Origin of the sequence: Limosilactobacillus difficilis (assembly GCF_947387495.1) — a bacterium.
GTDB lineage: Bacteria > Bacillota > Bacilli > Lactobacillales > Lactobacillaceae > Limosilactobacillus > Limosilactobacillus difficilis.
The window spans coordinates 1-231 of sequence record NZ_CANDNU010000130.1; the positions used below are offsets into that span (position 1 = coordinate 1).

The window sequence follows — 231 nt, forward strand, 5'->3', positions numbered from 1 at the left end:
ATCAGGGTGCCATCATTCATTAAATCTCGAGCCTTATAAATAACCGCTTGTGGGGAGTAATGGTGGTCGTCAAACTCACCAAGCATTAGCTGATCAGCTAATCGTAAAAATTGCTTTGAAGAATAATATAAGCGACGACGACCAGAATGGCGGTGATGTTCAAGATATGTGGCCTGACCAGCTTCATAACTATAGATGTAGTAAGAATATTCGTAAATCTTACCATTAGAT

Annotated in this window: 1 pseudogene; it reads right to left on the minus strand. The window is 39.4% G+C overall.

Annotated elements, in window-relative coordinates:
- Positions 1-231: pseudogene (locus QOR82_RS09255) on the minus strand (IS30 family transposase); the annotation flags it as partial.